General features: G+C 72.1%; 17 protein-coding genes. 8 read left to right on the forward strand and 9 right to left on the reverse strand.

The features are described from left to right. The first annotated feature begins 83 nt into the window (after positions 1-83). Positions 84-1805 (forward strand): RecQ family ATP-dependent DNA helicase, encoded by a 1722-nt coding sequence (locus ACZ6TV_RS29550; protein ID WP_465300554.1) that lies wholly within the window; start codon positions 84-86, stop codon positions 1803-1805. 39 nt (positions 1806-1844) lie between these two features. Next, the gene (locus tag ACZ6TV_RS29555; RefSeq protein WP_465300555.1) at positions 1845-2261 is read left to right on the forward strand and encodes a nitroreductase/quinone reductase family protein; all 417 of its coding nucleotides are present in this window, start codon (positions 1845-1847) and stop codon (positions 2259-2261) included. On the opposite strand, the gene ACZ6TV_RS29560 is transcribed toward ACZ6TV_RS29555, so the two are convergent. Beyond that, positions 2248-2733, reverse strand: a complete 486-nt coding sequence (locus ACZ6TV_RS29560) for a DUF6980 family protein (RefSeq protein WP_465300556.1) — start codon at positions 2731-2733, stop codon at positions 2248-2250. The two genes, ACZ6TV_RS29555 and ACZ6TV_RS29560, sit on opposite strands and share 14 nt — an antisense overlap. 83 nt (positions 2734-2816) lie before the next feature. On the opposite strand from ACZ6TV_RS29560, the gene ACZ6TV_RS29565 reads away from it, so the two are divergent. After that, complete coding sequence (locus ACZ6TV_RS29565) at positions 2817-3227, forward strand: hypothetical protein (protein WP_465300557.1); 411 nt, start codon at positions 2817-2819, stop codon at positions 3225-3227. Positions 3228-3278: 51 nt separating this feature from the next. Here the strand turns inward: ACZ6TV_RS29565 and ACZ6TV_RS29570 are convergent, their stop codons facing one another. Then, complete coding sequence (locus tag ACZ6TV_RS29570) at positions 3279-4211, reverse strand: ArsR/SmtB family transcription factor (RefSeq protein ID WP_465300558.1); 933 nt, start codon at positions 4209-4211, stop codon at positions 3279-3281. A gap of 55 nt (positions 4212-4266) precedes the next feature. Between ACZ6TV_RS29570 and ACZ6TV_RS29575 the strand changes: the two genes are divergently transcribed. Further along, complete coding sequence (locus ACZ6TV_RS29575; protein ID WP_465300559.1) at positions 4267-5049, forward strand: isocitrate lyase/PEP mutase family protein; 783 nt, start codon at positions 4267-4269, stop codon at positions 5047-5049. On the opposite strand, the gene ACZ6TV_RS29580 is transcribed toward ACZ6TV_RS29575, so the two are convergent. Together ACZ6TV_RS29580 and ACZ6TV_RS29585 are read right to left on the reverse strand one after the other, a co-directional pair. Further along, complete coding sequence (locus ACZ6TV_RS29580; RefSeq protein ID WP_465300560.1) at positions 5030-5482, reverse strand: DUF1905 domain-containing protein; 453 nt, start codon at positions 5480-5482, stop codon at positions 5030-5032. The two genes, ACZ6TV_RS29575 and ACZ6TV_RS29580, sit on opposite strands and share 20 nt — an antisense overlap. Before the next feature lie 4 nt (positions 5483-5486). Continuing rightward, on the reverse strand, positions 5487-6623 hold the full coding sequence (locus ACZ6TV_RS29585; protein ID WP_465300561.1) for a geranylgeranyl reductase family protein: 1137 nt from the start codon (positions 6621-6623) through the stop codon (positions 5487-5489). Positions 6624-6717: 94 nt separating this feature from the next. On the opposite strand from ACZ6TV_RS29585, the gene ACZ6TV_RS29590 reads away from it, so the two are divergent. From ACZ6TV_RS29590 to ACZ6TV_RS29600, 3 genes are all read left to right on the forward strand, one after another. Beyond that, positions 6718-7206, forward strand: coding sequence for a beta-class carbonic anhydrase (locus ACZ6TV_RS29590; RefSeq protein WP_465300562.1), 489 nt, complete (start codon positions 6718-6720; stop codon positions 7204-7206). 5 nt (positions 7207-7211) lie between these two features. After that, positions 7212-7973 carry an SDR family NAD(P)-dependent oxidoreductase gene (locus ACZ6TV_RS29595; protein WP_465300563.1) on the forward strand — a complete coding sequence of 254 codons (762 nt, stop codon included), beginning with the start codon at positions 7212-7214 and terminating at the stop codon, positions 7971-7973. A gap of 68 nt (positions 7974-8041) precedes the next feature. After that, on the forward strand, positions 8042-8641 hold the full coding sequence (locus tag ACZ6TV_RS29600; RefSeq protein WP_465300564.1) for a hypothetical protein: 600 nt from the start codon (positions 8042-8044) through the stop codon (positions 8639-8641). 303 nt (positions 8642-8944) lie between these two features. Here the strand turns inward: ACZ6TV_RS29600 and ACZ6TV_RS29605 are convergent, their stop codons facing one another. The 4 genes from ACZ6TV_RS29605 to ACZ6TV_RS29620 all read right to left on the reverse strand — a co-directional run bounded on the left by ACZ6TV_RS29605 (position 8945) and on the right by ACZ6TV_RS29620 (position 11689). Further along, complete coding sequence (locus ACZ6TV_RS29605; RefSeq protein ID WP_465300565.1) at positions 8945-9388, reverse strand: hypothetical protein; 444 nt, start codon at positions 9386-9388, stop codon at positions 8945-8947. 381 nt (positions 9389-9769) lie between these two features. Beyond that, complete coding sequence (locus ACZ6TV_RS29610) at positions 9770-10219, reverse strand: SRPBCC family protein (RefSeq protein WP_465300566.1); 450 nt, start codon at positions 10217-10219, stop codon at positions 9770-9772. 59 nt (positions 10220-10278) lie between these two features. Then, complete coding sequence (locus ACZ6TV_RS29615; protein WP_465300567.1) at positions 10279-11016, reverse strand: SRPBCC family protein; 738 nt, start codon at positions 11014-11016, stop codon at positions 10279-10281. 1 nt (position 11017) lies between these two features. Next, positions 11018-11689, reverse strand: a complete 672-nt coding sequence (locus ACZ6TV_RS29620) for an ArsR/SmtB family transcription factor (protein WP_465300568.1) — start codon at positions 11687-11689, stop codon at positions 11018-11020. A 77-nt stretch (positions 11690-11766) separates the two neighbouring features. Here ACZ6TV_RS29620 and ACZ6TV_RS29625 point away from each other — a divergent pair, with 77 nt between their 5' ends. Continuing rightward, on the forward strand, positions 11767-12909 hold the full coding sequence (locus tag ACZ6TV_RS29625) for a low temperature requirement protein A (RefSeq protein WP_465300569.1): 1143 nt from the start codon (positions 11767-11769) through the stop codon (positions 12907-12909). A gap of 427 nt (positions 12910-13336) precedes the next feature. On the opposite strand, the gene ACZ6TV_RS29630 is transcribed toward ACZ6TV_RS29625, so the two are convergent. Next, positions 13337-13981 carry a response regulator gene (locus ACZ6TV_RS29630; RefSeq protein WP_465300570.1) on the reverse strand — a complete coding sequence of 215 codons (645 nt, stop codon included), beginning with the start codon at positions 13979-13981 and terminating at the stop codon, positions 13337-13339. Positions 13982-14050 lie beyond the last annotated feature (69 nt).

Here is a 14050-nt window from a genome sequence, read left to right on the forward strand (position 1 = left end):
ACGGTGAGAGTGCTCAGATTCGGCGTGTCGCGGAAACTCGCTCAGCGCGCCGAGTCATTCGAACACCGGTACAGTCGCCCGCGATGAATCTTGTACCGCTCGCACCCCGCCTCCGCCGCGCCGCCCGCCAGCACTTCGGCTGGGAACAGTTGCGCGCAGGACAGCTTCCGCCGATGCGCGCCCTGCTGAAGCGACGTGACGCCCTCGTGGTGTTACCCACCGGCGGGGGAAAATCCGCCATCTACCAGGTCCCGGCGATGCTGATCAACGGGCCCACTGTCGTCATCTCACCACTCCTGGCCCTGCAGCAGGACCAGATCGCCGGACTGAACCGCCGCCAGGCCGGTCAGGCGGTCAGGATCAGCTCGGCCGAGACGCCCAATCAGCGCAACGCCGCCCTGGAGGCGCTGCGGGCCGGCACCGCGAGGTTCCTGTTCATCACGCCCGAGCAGCTCGGCAACCCCGACCGGCTCGCCGACGTCCGCGCGTTGCGGCCCGCCATGGTCGCCGTCGACGAGGCACACTGCGTGTCCGCGTGGGGCTACGACTTCCGCCCCGACTACCTGCAGCTCGGGCACCTCATCCGGGAGCTGGGCGACGGCACCCGGCGGCCCGTGATCGTGGCCCTGACCGCGACGGCGTCGCCGCCGGTACGCGCGGACATCACCGAGACGCTCGGGCTGCGGGACCCGTTCACGCACGTCGCCGGCCTGGACCGGGCCAACCTGGAGCTGGCCGCGGTGCACTGCACCAGCGACGAGCAGCGCTGGCAGCGCCTCCTCGCCCAGGTCAGGCAGGAGCCGCAGCCCGGGATCGTGTACGCGCCGACCAGGGCGATCGCCGAGCAGTACGCGACCCGGCTCACCGAGAACGGCGTCGAGGCCGTCGCGTTCCACGCCGGGCTGGCGGCCGGCGAGCGCACCCGCCGGTACACCGACTTCATGGCCGACAAGATCCCCGTCATGGTCGCGACCAGCGCCTTCGGCATGGGCGTGGACAAGCCCAACATCCGCTGGGTGCATCACGTGGCGCTGCCCGACTCCCCCGACAGCTACCTGCAGGAGATCGGCCGCGCCGGCCGGGACGGCAACCCGTCGCGCACCGTGCTGTTCTTCCGGCCCGAGGACGTGTCGCTGCAACGGTTCTTCGCCTCCGGCGCGCCCGACGGCCACGAGCTCACCCAGCTCGCCGCCGCGCTGCGGGAGGGGCCGGTGAGCAGGACCGCCCTCGCGACCCGCAGCGGCCTGCCCGCCCGGAAGGTGACGTCGCTGCTGAGCCTCCTGGAGCAGGTCGGCGCCGTCGAGGTCCTCCCCGGCAACAAGATCGGCACGCCCCGCTACGCGCCCACCCCGGCGGAGGCGTCCCGGCTCGCGCTCGCCCAGTTCGAGCGGCACCAGACGCTGCGGCGCTCCCGGATCGACATGATGCGTGGGTACGCCGAAAGCGCCGGCTGCCGCGGCAAGGCGCTCCTGGCGTACTTCGGCGAGCAGGCGGAGCGGGCCTGCGAGCACTGCGACAACTGCGCCAACGGCACCGTCGTCGTCGACCCCGTGGTGCCGCACGTCCCCTGGTACCGCAAGCTGTTCCGCCGGCCGGCCGCGGTGATCGACGCGGCGGACGTGCCGGTGCCCGTCGAGCACGACCGGCCCTTCCCGGTGTCCAGCGAGGTGCGGCACACCGCCTGGGGCACGGGCACCGTCATGGCCTACGAGCAGGACCGGGTCGTCGTGCTGTTCGAGGAGGTCGGCTACAAGACGCTGTCCGTGCCGATCGTGCGGAAGTCGAAGCTCCTCGAACCCGTCTGACGACGGGCGCGGTCGTGGGCCGGCGCTTAGGCTTGGCCCATGACTGAGCTTCCCGTCGACCAGCGTGCCTACAACCGCAAGCTGATCGAGGAGTTCCGCGCCGCCGGGCGGCGGATCGAGGACCGGCCGCTGCTGCTGCTCACCACGAAGGGCCGCAAGAGCGGCACCCCGCACACGACCCCGATGATGTACATCCGGGTCGACGACGGCATGTACGTCATCGCCTCCAACGCGGGCGCCGTGTTCGACCCGGACTGGTATCGCAACCTGGTGGCGGAGCCGGTCGTCACCGTCGAGGCGGAGGGCGAGGAGTACGCCGCCGTCGCCCGTCCCGTCGCCGATGAGGACCGGCCCGTGCTGTGGACCAGGATCGTCGAGCGCTACCCGTTCTTCATCGACCACCAGAGCGGCGTCGAGCGCAAGATCCCGGTGGTCGAGCTGCTCAGGCGGGGCTGATCACCTTCTCCGGCTCGACGTAGTCCCGGGACGTGCTCTCCTCGACCAGGTCCCGGGCCCACCAGCCGTCGCCGCGGAACTCCGCGGGCAGCTCGTCCTCCCACGCGTCCAGGCCGAGCCCCTCGACCGCGTCGAACCACGCGTCCCGCCGCGACGCCGGCAGCCGGCCGCCGCACCAGGGGCAGTAGCCGATCACGACCATCGACGCGCCGCCGTCCCTGACGGGCAATCCGTACTCGTCGAACTTCGCGTCATACACGACGACCACGTCCGGGTCGTCCTCCCCCGCGTCCGACTCGGACCGGGCCAGCTGATCGCGCATACCGTCGCAGCAGTGTTTCCGCACGGCAGGCAGTATGGCGGGCGCACACTGTCGGGTGTCCGGCAGGCCCACAACTGTCGTTTCGGGGATAGTCCAGGCCGCTGACCACGGTATACGCTCGCCGCCACTGGCACATTTCCGGGATTCCACGCCACGGCGAGCGCCCTAGTGTCATCACCAACACCTGAATCGCAAATCCCCGAACACCCCTGCAATACCGAGAGGACCTCACCATGAGCGAGTACGACGGCGGCGACGGCGGCGTGGACTACGGCCACGTCGAGACCGGCCAGGAGAGCGAGTCCCTGGACCAGCTGCACCAGGTCAACGCCAGCGAGGCCGACTACAACAACCAGTTCAACGTCTACGAGCAGGACCACGCGTCCGCCGAGTCGACCTCCTTCGACCAGGGCCACAGCGTCGAGTACACCAACCCGGACGGCGCGCACTACGCCGAGTCGAGCTTCACCTCCTACGACCACTCGGCCGCCGAGACCGACCACGTCTTCGCCGCCGAGGGATCCGAGTCGTCGCACCAGGCCGAGTTCTCGCAGCTCGACGCCCTGCAGGCGCGTCTGGAATCCGCCTTCTCGGAGGCCACGGTCATCGACACCGACACCCCGCCGTCGATCTCCGCCGGCTGATCCACCGCTGTTCCGCTGCACCGCGCTGCCGTTGCACTCCGGGCGTCGACCTCATTGCGCAGGTCGGCGCCCGGCTGTTTGCAGCAGCGCGTCGGCGACGCCGGTGCGGATGTTGAGCACGGTGCGCCCGTCGCGGTGCGCCGTGACCAGGCCGGCCGCGCGCAGCGCCGCCAGGTGCTGGGAGATGCCGCCGGCGGTCAGCCCGGTGCGGGCGGCCAGGGCCGTCGTCGACGCCGGCGCGGACAGCTCGACGAGGAGCCGGGCGCGGGTCCGGCCGAGGACCGCGGCGAGCCCGTCGGGGGCCGGCGCCGGCCGCTCCCACAGCGCGCCCGTCCCCCGCGGCGGGTACGCCAACTGGGCGGACCGGCCCGTCGAAACGGTCAGGATCGACGGCCACACGAACACCGACGGGATCAGGACCAGGCCGCCGCCGTCGGGTACGTCGTCCGCCGTGCACCACCGCTGCGCCACCGACAGCGTGTCGTCGGCCCACCGCACCTGGGTGTGCAGGTCGTTGAGCAGGCCGCCGACCCCGCCGGCGGCCAGCGCCCGGGCGCGGGTGAACACCTCCGCCTCCAGCAGCCGCCGGATGCGCGGCCAGTCGGGGGCGAGCGCGGCGTCGAAGTAGTCGGCGATCTGCTCCGCCAGGCGCTCCAGCAGCCCGTCGGGCGGGGGCGCGCCGAGCTGCCGCCCGACCTCCTCCGCCGGGGTCGCCAGCATCGCGTCGAGCTCCGCGGGCAGGTCCGCGAACAGCCCCGCGGGCGCCGGGGTGAGGAAGTCCGGCACGTACGCCGGTCCCGCCGGCACCAGCCGCCACAGCTCACCGCCGATCCTCGTGCGCCGCGTCCGGGCGACCCACGGCAGGTGCACCGCATGCGCACCGGGGTCACGCAGGACACGGATGCTGGCGATCGTCTCCCACAGGGGCGAGATCGCGAAGCGCACCCGCGCGACGGCATCCGCGGACAGTCCGATGGCGACCATGTAGCCCAGGCTAAAACGTTGGAGCGCCGCCCGCGGCCACGCGAGGATGACCGGCATGACCAACTTCCACTCCCTGCACAACCCCGCCGACCCGCTCGTCCTCGTCAACGCGTGGGACGCCGCCTCCGCGAGGGTCGTCGCGGCCGCCGGGGCCCGCGCGGTCGCCACCACGTCCGCGGGGGTGGCCTGGTCGCTCGGCATGCCCGACGGTGACGCACTGACCCGCGACGCGATGCTCGCGCACCTGGCCCGGGTCGTCGCGGCCGTCGACGTACCGGTGACCGCGGACATCGAGTCGGGCTTCGGCGCGACCCCCGACGACGTCGCGGAGACGCTGCGCGGGGTCGTCGCCGCCGGCGCCGCCGGGATCAACCTGGAGGACACCATTCGCGGTGACGTCGCCGCCCTCCGGCCGGTGCCGGAGCAGGTCGCGCGGATCCGTGCCGCCCGGGCCGCCGCGCCGGACGTCTACATCAACGCCCGCGTCGACACGTACCTGCGCGGCGCCGGCGACCTGGCCGGCACCGCGGCGCGGGCGGCCGCCTACCTGGACGCGGGCGCGAGCGGCGTCTTCGTGCCGGGGGTCGCCGACGCGGACACCATCCGGGCGCTCGCCGAGGCGATCCCCGCGCCGCTGAACATCCTCGTCGGGCCGGACACGCCGAGCGTGGGCGAGCTCGGGAAGCTGGGCGTGGCACGGGTCAGCCTCGGCTCGTGGGTGGCGGAGGCGGCGTACGCGGTGGCCAGGCGGGCCGCCGTGGAGGCCTTCAGCACCGGGACGTACACCAGCCTCGAGAACGCCTTCGACTACTCGGAGCTCAACCGTCTGATGGGCTGACGCCCAGCGCGGCGAGGGTCTTCTCCAGCCGGCGCAGGCGGGTGGCCTCGGTCTTCGCGCCCTCCAGGGACAGCACGTGCAGCCGCTGGTTGCTGTAGGACAGCGCGTCGAAGCGGGCCTTCGCCGCCGGGTCCGCGGCGAGGGCGGCGGCGAGATCGGCGGGGACCTCGACGACTCGGGGCGCGGTGTCGAGCTCCAGGTCGACGTCGATCTCGTCGCCCGCGGCGACCCCCGCCCCGGCCCGGACCTCGGCCGAGACGGGCAGCATGAACTCCCCGCCGTACACGGCGACGGTACTGCGATACGTGTAGCCGTTGATCGTGACCAGGACCTGCGGCTTCCTGCCCTTCCCGAACGCCTCGACGACCTCGGCGGGGACCTGCACGCCCGTGGCGGTCTTCCCGGCGAGCAGCAGCGTCGCGCGAAACCTCATGCCCTCATTGGAGCATCTTCAGCGCCGTCCTGACCGGCAGGCGTTCGACGGTGCGTTCGAACGAGGTCTCGCCGAGGCAGAAGCGCTCGAACATGCGCCATCCCGGCGGGGTCCGCAGCATCGCGTGGAAGAGCCCCGGCCTGCGGCTGAACGTGTCGAGGAGGCGCCGGCCCGCGGTCATCGCCGGGGCGAGGCGCCGCTGCACGGCGGTCACGTAGCCGTCGAGGTCACCGGACGCGGCGGCCGCGCCGGCGAGGGCCCCGGACCGCACGGCGAAGCTGATCCCCTCCCGGGTCCACGGCTCGAGCAGGCCCGCCGCGTCACCGGCGACCAGGACCCGGCCGGTCCGCAGCGGGGACGTGGCGGTGCGGCACCGGGTCAGGTGGCCGGAGTCGTGGACGGGCTCGATGCCGTCGAGGCCGAGCCTGGTCACGAAGTCGCGCAGGTACTGCTTGGTCCGCTCGCCCTGGCCACGCGACGCGATGACCCCGACGGTGAGCAGGTCGTCCTTCGGGAACACCCACGCGTAGGAGCCGGGCAGCGGGCCCCAGTCGATCAGCAGCCGCCCCTTCCACCTGGCGGCCTCCTCGGCGCCGACCGGGAGCTCGACCTCCAGGCCGAGGTCGACCTGGCCGTACTCGACGCCCGCGTGCCGTGCCGTGATCCCCGACGACCCGTCGGCGCCGATGACGGTGCGCCCGGTGACGGTGCCGCCGCCGGCGAGCCGGACGGTGACCGCGTCGCCGGTCTGCTCCAGGGACCGGGCCGTCACCGACTGCCGTACGACGGCGCCGGCCTTCTCCGCGGCGATCCGCAGCGCGTCGTCGAACCGCGGCCGGCGCACCATCTGCAGCAGCCGCCTGCTGTTCCCGCGGCTGAACGCCTTCCGGCCGTCGTGGGTGAACCCGACCCGCGTGATGTGGTCGTCGGCGGGGATGTCGATCAGGTCGCCGACCGCCTGGACGGTGAAGCCGATCAGTCCTCCGCCGCAGGTCTTGTACCGCGGGTGCACGGCCTTCTCCAGGACGAGGGTCCGCGCGCCGCCGGTGGCCGCCGCGTGCGCCGCGGACAGGCCGGCGGGCCCGCCACCGACGACGACCACGTCCCAGTCCTGCCGGTCCACTGTGTTGGGTTCACTCACCCGAGCAGCGTAGAGGTCTGCTTTCACAGGTGAGATTGGCCTCGTGTGACGCGGACGTCATCCGAATGAGTGACCGATCTGTTTCACTGGCGGGATGTCGGCGATCGACCACCTCATCCACGCCAATGAGCAGTACGCGAGCACGTTCCCCGGCCCGCGCCCGCTGCGTCCCCGTCTGCGCCTGACCGTCATCACCTGCATGGACTCGCGCCTGGACCTCTTCGGGGCGCTCGGCCTGGAGATCGGCGACGCGCACCTCATCCGCAACGCCGGCGGCCTGCCGACCGAGGAGGTGCTGCGGTCCCTCGCGATCAGCCAGCGCCGCCTCGGCACCCGCGAGGTCGTCCTGATCCACCACACCGAGTGCGGCATGCAGGGCTTCGACGACGACGAGTTCCGCGCGACGCTCACCGCCGAGACCGGCCGCGCCCCGACGTGGGACGTGCCCGGCTTCAGCGACCTGCACGACACGATGCGCTCCTCGATCGAGACCGTCCGGCAGTGCGAGTGGCTGCCGCACCGCGAGGACGTGCGCGGCTTCATCTTCGACGTCGGCACCGCCAAGATCGAAGAGGTGCACTGACCGCGGTGCGGTCGTTCGTGGTGACCGGCGGTGGACGCGGCGTCGGCCGCGCCATCGCCGCGCGCCTGCTCCGCGACCCGTCCACCGCCGTGGTCGTCGTGGAGCGCGAGCCGCTGGACTGGACCGCCGACCGGCTGTTCGCCGTCACCGGGGACGCCGGTGACGAAGCGGTCACCGAGCGCGCCGCCGACCTCGCCGAGTCCTCGGGACCCCTGGCAGGCTGGGTCAACAACGCCGCGGTCTTCCGCGACGCCTTCGTCGACGACGCCCCGGCCGGCGACGTCCTCGCCCTCATCATGGCCAACCTGGCCCCCGCCGTGGCGGGCAGCGCCACGGCCGTGCGGCGCTTCCGCGCGGCGGGCACCGGCGGCGCCATCGTCAACGTCTCCTCCCACCAGGCGCTGCGCCCGGTGCGGGGCGCGCTGCCCTACTCGACCGCCAAGGCCGCCGTCGAGGGCCTCACCCGCGCCCTCGCCGTCGACCACGGCCCGCACGGCATCCGCGTCAACGCCGTCGCGCTCGGCTCGATCGTGACGGCCCGCTCGGAGGCGCTCCTCTCCGCCCGTACGCCACCGGACGCCGCCCACATCGTGGACCAGCTCGCGCAGCTGCACCCCCTCGGCCGCCCGGGCGACGCGTCCGAGGTCGCCGACGCGGTCGCGTTCCTCCTCTCCCCCGCGGCGTCGTTCATCTCCGGCGCCGTCGTCCCCGTCGACGGCGGCCGCGCCGCCAGGGGCGCCGACCCCGAGTCCCGCTCCCCGTCATAAACAGCGGGGGTCCGCGCGAGGGGTAATGGGATGCAAAAAAAGGCGGACAATGCTGCACGATCGATCCCATGCGATACGGGGGGCGGCTGAACCGCATCGAGTTCACAGCGCTGATCGACCAGCAGGCGAACCGGATCCGCGCGAGCGCCGCCGCGCTGCCCCTGTACGGGATGGCCGGCTGGACCGGCCCGTGCCGGATCGGCGCGTGGTCCTGGGACGACGACCGGCTCGTGCACGCCGGCCTGACCTTCGGCGACCCGGCGACGGGCAGCGGCGGCTGGGTCGAGGTCGTCACCACCGCCGGCCCGCCCCTGCCCCTGCTCATCGACATGCGCGTCGCCGCCGTCATGCCCCAGCCCCCCGAGGACCGCAAGACCTACGAACGCAACCTCCGCGCCGCCTCCACCCCGGCCCCCCACCGCGTCGGCATCACCGTCGACGGCGTGCCGAAGCCCTTCCAGCGCTGGCCCGACCAGCAGGTGCTCCCCTCCCAGAAGGGCTGGCTGGCCGTCCTCGACGAGGTCCCGGGCCTGCTGCTGCGCGTGTCCAACATCGCCCCGGCGGAGATCAGGCTCGCCCGGGTCGGCGACCTGGAACCCCACCTGACGGGCACCCGGACCCAGCTCCTCGCCGGCTACGACAACCACACCGAGGACCGCCTGCTGTAACCCCCCGCGCCGCCCGGCGTCAGCCCCACAACGGTCAGCGTTCCAATGCGGCGTCGCTCAGCGTTCCAAAGCGGCGTCGCTCAGCGTTCCAATGCCGGGTTCCTCGACGTTGCGTGCGGGGTTGCTCGACGTTTCAGTGCGGGGTTGCTCAGCGTTGCGGTGCGGGGTTGCTCAGCGTTGCGGTGCGGGGTTGCTCGGCGTTCCAGTGCCGGGTCGCTCGGCCGTTCCGGTGCGGGGTCGCTCAGCGTTCCAGGCCGCAGCGTCCAGCGCTTCCGGCGCCGCAGCGCTTCCGGCGCCGGGCGTTCAGTAGCGCGACGCCAGCGCCTGCGCGAAGTTGACCCGCTGCAGCGCCTCGGCCGCGTGCAACGGCGAGTACACGATCTCCCGCGCCATGTAGTGGAACTGCCCCGCCTGCACCGACACGATCAGCGGCCCCGACATGGTGTTGGTCTTCGCCGTCAGGAAGAACAGACCGAACATCAGGAACAGACTCAGCCCACACGTGAACGGCGCCAGCACCACGGCCAGAATCGCGCAGGTCACACCGAGCCCGATCCCCCACCCCGCAGTTGTGGTGACCGGCACCGGCTGCGAGATCACCATCCACCGGCTACCCCGGATCGGCCACACCCCCATGGGCGTGTAGATGGCCCGCCCGTCGACCCGCACGTCACCGATCTGCACGTCAGGCCCGGTGTACGCAGGCAGCTCACCGCCACCGCCGCTGTATGGGATGGGCAACGTCACGTGAGCATTGTGCCGCCTCCCACCCCCACGAGGGACCCTCTCCGCGGCCCCCAGCGCACCACCTGAACAGCCAGCGCCCCCAACGAGCCACCACGCTCTCTCCCACCCGGCGCCGCCACCGGCGGCGTTGACCCGCAACTACCCAGGCCCCGCCACCGTCCCCAGGCCCTCCCACCGCTCCAGGCGGGACACCACCCAGGCCGCCGCCGCCCAAGCCCAAGCCCACGCCCCCAGCCCCCATACGTCCCAGGCGGGACACCGCCCGGCCGCGCCATCACTCGGGCCACGCCACCACTCGGGCCACGCCACCACGCGGGCCGCGCCACAACTCGGCGCCCAAGGCATCGGGGCGGAGGGATCGGATGCGGGGGTGGGTGCGGGTCATCGCTCGTCCAGGTGCTCCGCGAGCCGGTCGAAGCACTGGCGCCAGCCCGCCACGGCACCCTCGGCCTGCGCATCGTCGGTGTTGACGCCCTGCTCCCGCATGGTCATCTCGGTGCCGCCGTCACCGGTCGGCTTGAACATCACGCTGACGGTCGAGGCGACGGCGCCGGTGGTGTTGTCGGGGTCGCCGGTCGTCATGACGAGCCGCGCGGGCGCTTCGAGCTCGCGGTAGACACCGCCGAACGGGTGCTCGTTGCCGACGCTGTCGAGCATGACGACGTGCCAGGCACCGCCGGGCCGGGTCTGCATGACGATGCGGTCCTCCGGCGTGCTGAACCCCCTCGGCCCGAACCACCGGCTGAAGCCCGCAGGCGTCGTCCATGCCCGGTAGACCTTCTTCGGGTCGGCGGCCAGTCTGCGGGTGATCGAGTATTCGGCGGTCCGCACCGTGCGCTCCTTGCAGGTGTGGGAGGGACCGGCGCCGATGCCGGCCCCTCCCGGTGTGGTCAGGCGTAGACGGCGGCGAGCCACTCGGACCAGGTCCGCTCCGCGGCCTCCCGGTCGATGTCGGCGAACACGTGGTGACCGGTGAGGATCATGCCGCCGCCACCCACGAACCGCAGCAGCGCGTCGTCGGTGCGCACCCCCAGGAAGCCGGGCTCCCGGACGACGTCGACGACACCGGCAACGTTCTGACCGTCGACGGTGAACTCCACCTTCTCGCCCTCATTGACCCGGCCGGTCAGGCCGACCGCGCCGATGACGGCGTCCCAGGCGCCCTCCTGGTCGGCCTGCGGCGGCCCGAAAGCGGTCACCGGCACGGCGGTGCGGCCCGGGAAATGCACCAGATACTGCTCGAGCGTGCGCAGGTAGAGCGGGTTGCCCTTGCGCAGCGCGTCATACTGCTCCTCCCAGTCGCCGGTCATGATGCCGCTGTGCACGAACCGCAGCGTGGTGCTCCCGCCGTCGCGGCCCTCGACGAGATACTCGAACGCCATGAACGCGCCGTCCTCGCCGGGCGTCGCACGGTAGGCGAAGCGGTGCGGCGGCTCCCAGGCGGTGATCGTCGACTCGGCGGTGAAGCCGGGCATCGTGAGGGAGCCCCGCCCGCCGACACGGGGCTCGATCTCGGTCCTGCCCATGAACCACGAGTCGACGCCGGGGCCGGTGGCGATCGCGTCCCAGACCTGCTCGGGCGTGGCTGCGATGTCGATGTCGTGGATGAGCTCGAACTCGTGCGACATGTCAGGACTCCTTGGTCTGTGGACGGTGCTGGCTTTCGATCTGAACGTCGGTGTCGGCGTCGACGACGGCCGTGTCCATCCGGCGGGCGGCCTCCGGACGCAGGCTCGGATGGATCGCGACGATGACCCTGTGCTCCCGGCCGTCCTCGGCGCTCTCGTCGTGATAGCGGCTGACCAGCCCGGCGACCGCCGTGGCCAGCTCCTGGGCGAACGCTGCCCGGTCGGCCGCGGAGGCGAACCGCACGGTGCCGTCCAGCGCGAAGGTGGCGACCGGCTTGCCCGCCCGGGCGGCCCCGGTGATGAGTGCGCCGACCTCTTTGACGAGCCGGGCCGCGACGGCGAGCAGCCAACGCGCGGACAGCTTGTCGGGCGACCTCGCCGGGTCGGGCTCCACGTCGGCGAGGGCCGTCGGCGAGATCACGAACGAGGCCGCGGCGGACCGCAACACCCGCTCCGTGACATTGCCCTTGCGCCGCTCCTCCACGAGCTCGACGAGGCCGTGCGCCTCGAGCGTCTTGAGGTGGTAATTCACCTTCTGCCGGGGCAGGCCGACGATTGCGGCGAGGCCGGCCGCCGAGTTCGGCTCCACGAGCAACGCCAGCAGTCGTGCCCGGATCGGGTCCAGCGCCACCTCAGCGGCACTCGGCTCCTCGATGACTTCCACTTCGAACATGCGAGAAATGTAGTCGCCGACAACTTGGGCTGTCAAGACAGGAAAAATTGTCGGTGCCCGTCGCTACAGTGACCGCTGTGACATCGCAGGTGCGGGGGCCCCGGGTCTCCACCATCGAGTTGTTCTTCGACCTCGTCTTCGTCTTCACCGTGATGCAGTTCGCCAACGTGCTCGTCAAGCACGTCGACCTGACCTATGCGTATCGAGTGCTGCTGATGCTCGGCATCATCTGGTGGATGTACGGCGGCTATGCGTGGCTGACCAACGCGGTGGCACCGAGCAGCGCGCTGCGCCGCACACTCCTGCTCACCGGCATGGCCGGCTTCCTGGTCATCGCCCTGTCCATCCCATACGCGTTCGACGGCGACGGATGGGCGTTCGGCGTGGGGTATCTCGTCGTCACCGTCGTGCACTCCGCACTGTTCCTGCAGGCGGACGACAACGCCTCGATCGGCGCGGCGATCGCCGGCCTGGCCCCGATCAACGGCACCGCCGCACTGATGGTGCTGGCCGGCGGTTTCCTCGACGGCCTCTGGCAATACGGGTTGTGGACGACGGCGCTCGCACTGGTCATCGTGGCACCGCACCTGCATCGCATGGGAGCTTGGACGATCGACGCGGGCCACTTCGCGGAACGGCACGGCCTGGTCGTCATCGTCGCCATCGGCGAGTCCGTGATCGCCGTCGGCCTCGCGTTCGCCGGCCTGCACCTCGACCCGTCGGCCCTGCTCGTGGCGCTGCTCGGCCTGTGCATCGCGTATTACCTGTACTGGAACTACTTCTCCGGGGACGAGGTCCGCGCCGAGCACGCGCTGGGCGCCATCACCGACCCGGCCCGCAAGGCGCGCGTCGCGGTGCAGGCCTGGGGCTACGCGCACTACTTCCTGATCGCCGGCATCGTGTTCACGGCGGTCGGGGTGAAGCTGTCGGTCGGGCACGGATTCGAGGCGCTGCACTGGCCGAGCGCCATCGTCCTGAGCACGGGCGCGGCCATGTTCCTGCTCGCCCACGCATGGTTCCTGTCCATCCTGAAGCTGCCCGGCGCCTGGTATCGGGTGGCGGCAGCGGCCGGCGTCCTGGCGGTGATCCCGCTGGGGCACTGGCTGGCCGTCGCGCAACTCGCCGCGGTCCTGCTCGTGATGGCCGCGGCGGTCATCGCCAAGGACCTGAAGACCATCCGGACCGAGCACACCACCGTCATCCACGACTTCGGACGCTGACCGCCGGCCGCCCCGGGGAGGGCCCGCCCGGGGAGCGCCCGCCCGGGGAGCGCCCGCCTCGGGACGGAACTGTGAGGACAGCGAAGGAGTGCGGACCAGAGAGGAGTTTCTGCCGGCGCGCTGACCAACCGGACTTCGACGACAGGCCGGCCGCGATCGGTGGTGCGTTGCAAGCGTGCCCCAGCGGACAGGCTCGCCTGTGGAGAACCTGCCCATGGAGCAGCGGTGCGCGGCGGGTCGGCCTGCGGGCAGGCTGCGCGCTGAGAACCATCGCTGGTGGAACAGGCCAGATCGGCCGGGTCAGCATCGGGTCAGAGGAACGGCTCCGATGAGGTCGGCCGGGCGGGTCAAGGGCGGGTCAGGGGCGGGTCACGGGTCAAGGGCGGGTCAAGGGTCAAGGGCGGGTCAAGGGCGGGTCAAGGGCGGGTCAGGGGCGGGCCGGTGGGAGGAGGCCGAGGGACATGGCGGTGGTGACGGCGGCGGTGCGGTCGCTGACGTCGAGTTTGTTGAAGGCGCGCAGCAGGTGGGTCTTGACGGTCGCTTCGGTGATGTGGAGGGCACGGCCGATGTCGGCGTTGGTGTGGCCGGTGGCGACGAGGGACAGGACCTCGAGCTCGCGGGCCGAGAGGATCGGGGTGGTGGCAGGGCGGGGTGGGTTGCGGACCTGCTGGACGAGGCGGCCGGCGACCGAAGGGGCCAGGACCGTCTCGCCGCGGGCGGCGGCGCGGACGGCGGTGGTGAGGTCGGACCGGGAGGCGTCCTTGAGGAGATAGCCGCTGGCGCCGGCCTCGACGGCTCGGAGGATGTCGGCGTCGGTGTCGTACGTGGTGAGGACGACGACCCTGGTCCGCGGGAGCGTGGCGAGGATGCGGCCGGTCGCGCCGGCGCCGTCGAGGCCGGGCATCCGCAGGTCCATGAGGATGACGTCGGGGTGGTGGGTGTGCGCGGCGGTGACGGCCTCGTCGCCGGAGCCTGCCTCGCCGACGACGGTCAGGTCTGGTTCGGCCTCCAGCATGCCGCGCAGGCCGTCGCGGACCACGGGGTGGTCGTCGACCAGCAGGATGCGGATCATGCGAGCCGGTTCATGACGGCGGCATCGGCGCAGGGCAGGCATCCGGCCGGCCAGGACGGGGATCGGACC

This window comes from Dactylosporangium sp. NPDC051087 (assembly GCF_055586325.1).

Bases quoted from the DNA above. Each gene is read 5' to 3' on its own strand.
- ACZ6TV_RS29550 (WP_465300554.1), top strand. From the start codon at position 84: ATGAATCTTGTACCGCTCGCACCCCGCCTCCGCCGCGCCGCCCGCCAG.
- ACZ6TV_RS29555 (WP_465300555.1), top strand. From the start codon at position 1,845: ATGACTGAGCTTCCCGTCGACCAGCGTGCCTACAACCGCAAGCTGATC.
- ACZ6TV_RS29565 (WP_465300557.1), top strand. From the start codon at position 2,817: ATGAGCGAGTACGACGGCGGCGACGGCGGCGTGGACTACGGCCACGTC.
- ACZ6TV_RS29570 (WP_465300558.1), bottom strand. From the start codon at position 4,211: ATGGTCGCCATCGGACTGTCCGCGGATGCCGTCGCGCGGGTGCGCTTC.
- ACZ6TV_RS29575 (WP_465300559.1), top strand. From the start codon at position 4,267: ATGACCAACTTCCACTCCCTGCACAACCCCGCCGACCCGCTCGTCCTC.
- ACZ6TV_RS29580 (WP_465300560.1), bottom strand. From the start codon at position 5,482: ATGAGGTTTCGCGCGACGCTGCTGCTCGCCGGGAAGACCGCCACGGGC.
- ACZ6TV_RS29590 (WP_465300562.1), top strand. From the start codon at position 6,718: ATGTCGGCGATCGACCACCTCATCCACGCCAATGAGCAGTACGCGAGC.
- ACZ6TV_RS29600 (WP_465300564.1), top strand. From the start codon at position 8,042: ATGCGATACGGGGGGCGGCTGAACCGCATCGAGTTCACAGCGCTGATC.
- ACZ6TV_RS29615 (WP_465300567.1), bottom strand. From the start codon at position 11,016: ATGTCGCACGAGTTCGAGCTCATCCACGACATCGACATCGCAGCCACG.
- ACZ6TV_RS29620 (WP_465300568.1), bottom strand. From the start codon at position 11,689: ATGTTCGAAGTGGAAGTCATCGAGGAGCCGAGTGCCGCTGAGGTGGCG.
- ACZ6TV_RS29630 (WP_465300570.1), bottom strand. From the start codon at position 13,981: ATGATCCGCATCCTGCTGGTCGACGACCACCCCGTGGTCCGCGACGGC.